The organism is Acetobacter tropicalis (genome assembly GCF_001580915.1).
In the GTDB taxonomy this organism is placed as follows: Bacteria; Pseudomonadota; Alphaproteobacteria; order Acetobacterales; family Acetobacteraceae; genus Acetobacter; species Acetobacter tropicalis.
In genome coordinates this window covers 1-765 of record NZ_LHZQ01000026.1, presented here as the reverse complement: position 1 = coordinate 765, position 765 = coordinate 1, and the positions used below count along the sequence as shown (strand labels likewise).

General features: G+C 55.7%; 1 protein-coding gene. It reads right to left on the bottom strand.

What is annotated here, in order from left to right; genetic code table 11:
* A partial coding sequence (locus AD944_RS00135; protein WP_156477207.1) for an ISL3 family transposase occupies nucleotides 1–672 on the bottom strand: 672 nt, incomplete at its 3' end.
* Nucleotides 673–765: the final 93 nt, after the last annotated feature.

Genomic DNA, 765 nt, shown 5'->3' with positions numbered 1-765 from the left:
TGCGCCTCTGCGGCATCCGTCTGCATAAGCACCGGCACGATCTCTGGCAATGATTTCAATACCGGGGTGAGCCTGCAGCCATCGGGCAAGGGTATCAGCATCCCGATCTGGCAGGAGATCAATGACATCATTTTTCTCAAGATCAACCACAATCGTTCCATAATGATGTCCCCGTCGCCATGCCCAGTCATCCACCCCTACCACGCGTGCAGGGGCCATGTCTTTCCTAGTGTTCCGTGCCCGGGAAAGGAGACGGCGAATGAGAGTGTCCGGGCTGATGGGGCAACACAGGCGCACGGTCATTCGTGCACCAGCGGAACCGCCCAGGGTATGGGCGATATAATAATGAAGATCGGTAAGACGCGTGGTCTGTCTGCCATGACGCACGGTTATCCCGTCAAGGGGCATCACAAAGGTCCGACGTGGACAGACCGCATCCTGACAGAAAAAGCGTGGTACAGAAACGATCAGCGTGGCCGGACGGCCCTGCCATGGAAGATCCGCAAGTTTTCTCTGATAGAAGCTGTGAACGCGTTGTGTCGGGCACTGACAGTCCGGACACAGTACACTCCGCTTGCGCAGACCGACTTCGATCTCCACTCTGTTGTCCAGTGCAACAACACGACGAACGACGAGGGAACGGGGAAGATCAAGAGACCGAAGGCGTGACACTGGGGAATATCCATGAAAGTGGACGACTTTCAGGATTTCCCAGTTCCGGAACCTCAGTACAAGATACCCATCACGAAAAGTGCGGAAGAACCC